We start from the raw sequence: 3,994 nt of genomic DNA, 5'->3' as shown, positions 1-3,994 counted from the left end.
GCGCTACATCGAGCGCGACGGCGCCGGCCGCGATGGCGAACCGGGCCGGGCCTACGGGCCGCAGATTGACGATGCCGACCTCGATGCCTTCAAGGAGCGGGCCAACGACGACCGGCACCATTTCCGCTTCATCGTCTCGCCCGAGGACGGGGCCGAGCTGGACGACCTGCGCACCTACACCCGGCATCTTGTGAACCGCATGGAAGCCGATCTGGGGACGCGGCTGGATTGGGTGGCAGTCGATCACTGGAACACCGACAACCCGCACACCCACCTGATCGTGCGCGGGCGCGACGACACCGGCAAAGACCTCATCATCGCGGGCGACTACATCGCCCACGGCTTCCGCCATCGCGCCGCCGAGCTGGCGACGGAATGGCTGGGGCCGCGCACCGAACTGGAGATCCAGCAGACCTTGCAGCGCGAGGTGGAACAGGAGCGGTGGACGAGCCTCGACCGCACATTGCAGCGTGAGGCCGGCGAGGATGGCCGGGTGCAGATCGAGCGCTTCAATGAGCCCCGCCTGCAACGCCAGCGGCTGCTGCTGATCGGCCGACTCCAACGCTTGCAGCGCCTGGGCCTGGCTGACGAGACGCAGCCCGGCACCTGGGCCGTGCATGCCGACGCGGAGAAGACCTTGCGCGCCTTGGGCGAGCGTGGTGACATCATCCGCACCATGCAGCGCGCCATGAGCGGCCAGCCGCGCGAGCAGGCGGTGTTTGAGCCCGGCGACGACGGCCGCACCATCGTCGGCCGCGTGGCCGGCAAGGGGCTGGCCGACGAGCTGCACGACCGCGGCTATCTGGTCATCGACGGCGTGGACGGCAAGGCCCACTACGTCGCTTTGAACGCCCGCGACGAGCTGGCGAACTATCCCACCGGAGCCGTGGTGGAGGTACGCGGTTCCAACGAGGTGCGGGCGGCCGACAAGAACATCGCCGCGCTGGCGAGCGATGGCCTGTACCGCGCCGATCATCACCTGGCGATCGAGCAAGGCCGAGCCAAGCCCGGCCGCGACCCGCAGGAGGTCGTCGCGGCCCATGTCCGCCGACTGGAAGCCCTGCGCCGGGCCGGCATCGTGGAACGTGTGGCTGATGGACTATGGAAGGTGCCGGACGACCTGGCCGAACGTGGCCGCCAGAACGACGCACAGCGCCTGGGCGGCGTGGCGGTGGAGCTGAAATCGCACTTGCCCATCGAGCGGCAGGCCCGCGTGATCGGCGCGACCTGGCTGGACCAGCAGTTGATCGGTGGCGGCAAGGGGCTGGGCGATCTGGGCTTTGGCGGCGAGACGAAGGAAGCCTTGCAGCAGCGCGCCGACTTCCTTGAAGAACAGGGGCTGGCCCAGCGGCGTGGGCAGCGGGTGATCCTCGCCCGGAACTTGCTGGGGACGCTGCGGAATCGGGAACTGGCAAAGGCCGCCAAGGATATTGCCGCCGAAATCGGCCTAGCGCATCGGCCCGTCACCGACGGGCAGCGCGTGGCTGGCATCTACCGGCGCAGCCTCATGCTCGCCAGCGGGCGCTACGCGATGCTAGACGACGGCATGGGGTTCAGTCTGGTGCCGTGGAAGCCGGTGATTGAACAGCGACTGGGGCAGCAACTTGCCGCGACGGTGAGCGGTGGCGGCGTGGCGTGGGAAATCGGACGGCAGCGGGGAATGGGCATTGGCTAATGCTCGAAGAGTCTCAGCCACATAACCCGGCAGGCTGTCTAGAGATATGCCGAGGCAGTTGTGAAATTCTTCGCTGCATATCTTCAACGGGTTGGATCTATGGCCCGGAAGCGGCCATCCAGATAGACGAGTGGATCGGCATATGCAGATGTGAGCACACGCTCGACACTGGCCAGCATTACCGAGTGGGTGCCGACTGCATGGTGTTCAATCAGCTCACAGAACAGCGAAGCCTGCGCCCCTTGCAGATAGGGCAACCCATTGACTTCATCAAATCGCCAGGCTTCATGATCGAAACGGTCGGTCCCCGTGGCGCTACGGCAGTGCACCGCAAGTACCTCCTGTTCTGCGCGGAGTACATTGATGCAGAATCGTCGAGCAGCCAGCAGCGGCCCATGGATACGGGTTTGCTGACCAATGCACACTAGAACCGTGGGCGGCTCCAGTGAGACTGATGTGAATGAACTGGCGATCATTACGTGTCCGTGGCCATCGGGAGCGATCGACGTGATTAGCGTCACCGTGGAGGCCACGCCGCGCATCGCCTGCCTCAATTGGGCAGCAATCAAAGGGTGTTGGGACATGTAGGTGTGCTCAATCATAGGTTACGGGTGCGTTTCACGCTTGGCCCAACCAGGGTGCTTTGTCAGCAAACCCAACATCTCGTCCATCGCGTCATAGGAGCGTTTGAGCGTGCTGTATGGATTCCCCCCGACCAATGTGCCGTCATAGCCGACGGGGCCGGTATAACCGAACGACTTGGCAAGTCCAAGAAGTGCGAAGTTGTCGAGTTCTCCTGCATCGAGCGCCTCGAAAGTGGCAATACGACTCCAGCCAAGTGGGCTGCGGGTTGCGCCGCTGAGAGTCAATTCCCGCATGAAGGGTGTTGACGCCATTAACGCTGGCGTCGGGTCTACTGCCTGATAGCCCTCCGTCGGGCTGCCTGCATTGGTTTCGTAGCCATACCAGTGATAGCTTGGAAACACGATGCCGAGATTCGGATGGTTCACGACCGAGCAGATCTGTGCCGCAATGGAGTAATGATCCATCCAGAAGCCCAGATGAAAATACAGCAGGATGTCAATTCCGCGCCGTGCGCAAATCTCAAGTGCCCGACCAAGGAAGTCCTGCAATACCTTGTCGTCCGGTGCCTTTCGATGATTTGAACCGTGGCCTGCCGTCCTGATTCCAAGATTGACAGCCTTCACGCCTTCCATCTCCTCAAGCATCCGCAAGAGTCCTGCGTTGATGGGATGCTGTGGGCCCTGATCCAGGTCGATCACCACATACACGCTAAAGACCTCCAAACCGAAACGATCTTTCACGGTGGATAGACGCTTTGCGGTTTCCCATCGGCTCCCTGACCAGACGGCATAGGTCAGGCCGTCATAACCGATGTCAGCCAGCATTTCGCATTGGACATCGAAGGCATAGGTACCAGCCGAAGAAGTAAAAGCGAGATCCCAGGCAAAAATTTTATGACCGTGCAGCATCCTGCGCCTCCTCCAAATGGGCAGTAGCGTGCGCCGGAAAGTGCGGTACGACATGCTCGCCAAGTTCCTGAACAATCTCATGCGCCGGACGTGTCGCGTATTTCAGGTTGAGGCCAATATGATTAACCCCAATATCGCGCAAGCGGCTGAAGTAGTCAGTAAAGAATCGGTGACCAGCCCGAAACCCGAGGAAGATGGGCGACGGGGGTTCATCGGGATTCTCCGACAGGTCAATATAGAAGGATTGCGTGAAGGGTTTGAATCTTGGTGTCAGCGACCGCCAATTCTTGATTGTCATGGCTTGCTGCGCGATATTTTGGGGATAGTAAAGCCAGCCATCCCCATGCTCGGCAATCCATTCGACCGACTGGCGTGAATGACCAGTCACCATCACGGGAATGTCTCTCAACGCCGGTTTCGGCAGCGTATCTGCACCCGACAAGTTCACTCGGGGCGTGGAGATTTCCGGGAAGTCCTCACGCCAGGCTTGACGCAACACAGTCAATGCTTCTTGGAACAACGTGGCTCGCGCATCCATTGTCTGACCGAAGGCCGGGAACTCTGTTGGCCGATCACCCGTGGCGATACCTAGCACCAGGCGCTGATTTGACAAGCGGTCGATCGAGGCTGCTGCTTTGGCCACAAGCAAGGGATGACGCAGAGTGGTGATGACGCTGCCAGTTGCGAGCGCGATGCGCGACGTCTGTGCCGTGACGTAGCCCATGAATGGCCACAGGTCATGGATGTGACCCACGTCGCCAAAAGACGGGACATTGAGAAATACGGGTATACGGATTTAATGGTTGGGGTATACGGATTTAATGGT

The 3,994-nt window shown here is 61.1% G+C and carries 4 protein-coding genes; 1 reads left to right on the top strand and 3 read right to left on the bottom strand.

Annotated elements, in window-relative coordinates; translation table 11 throughout:
* A partial coding sequence (locus tag B3P22_RS23340) for a relaxase/mobilization nuclease and DUF3363 domain-containing protein (RefSeq protein ID WP_296272798.1) occupies window positions 1-1,675 on the top strand: 1,675 nt, incomplete at its 5' end.
* Window positions 1,676-1,758: 83 nt separating this feature from the next.
* Here the strand turns inward: B3P22_RS23340 and B3P22_RS23335 are convergent.
* The 3 genes from B3P22_RS23335 to B3P22_RS23325 are packed head-to-tail and all read right to left on the bottom strand — an operon-like array spanning window position 1,759 to window position 3,958.
* Complete coding sequence (locus B3P22_RS23335; protein WP_037510038.1) at window positions 1,759-2,259, bottom strand: flavin reductase family protein; 501 nt, start codon at window positions 2,257-2,259, stop codon at window positions 1,759-1,761.
* Between the two features lie 21 nt (window positions 2,260-2,280).
* The gene (locus B3P22_RS23330; RefSeq protein WP_004350834.1) at window positions 2,281-3,168 is read right to left on the bottom strand and encodes a sugar phosphate isomerase/epimerase family protein; all 888 of its coding nucleotides are present in this window, start codon (window positions 3,166-3,168) and stop codon (window positions 2,281-2,283) included.
* Window positions 3,152-3,958: a TIGR03571 family LLM class oxidoreductase gene (locus B3P22_RS23325; RefSeq protein WP_223822194.1), complete on the bottom strand. Its 807-nt coding sequence runs from the start codon at window positions 3,956-3,958 to the stop codon at window positions 3,152-3,154. The genes B3P22_RS23330 and B3P22_RS23325 overlap by 17 nt, the downstream gene beginning before the upstream one ends.
* Window positions 3,959-3,994: the final 36 nt, after the last annotated feature.

It is taken from the genome of Pseudomonas sp. UBA6323, assembly GCF_002439135.1.
Taxonomy (GTDB): Bacteria; Pseudomonadota; Gammaproteobacteria; order Pseudomonadales; family Pseudomonadaceae; genus Aquipseudomonas.
The sequence above is the reverse complement of the archived record's forward strand: the minus strand, read 5'-3'. Positions and strand labels throughout refer to the sequence as shown.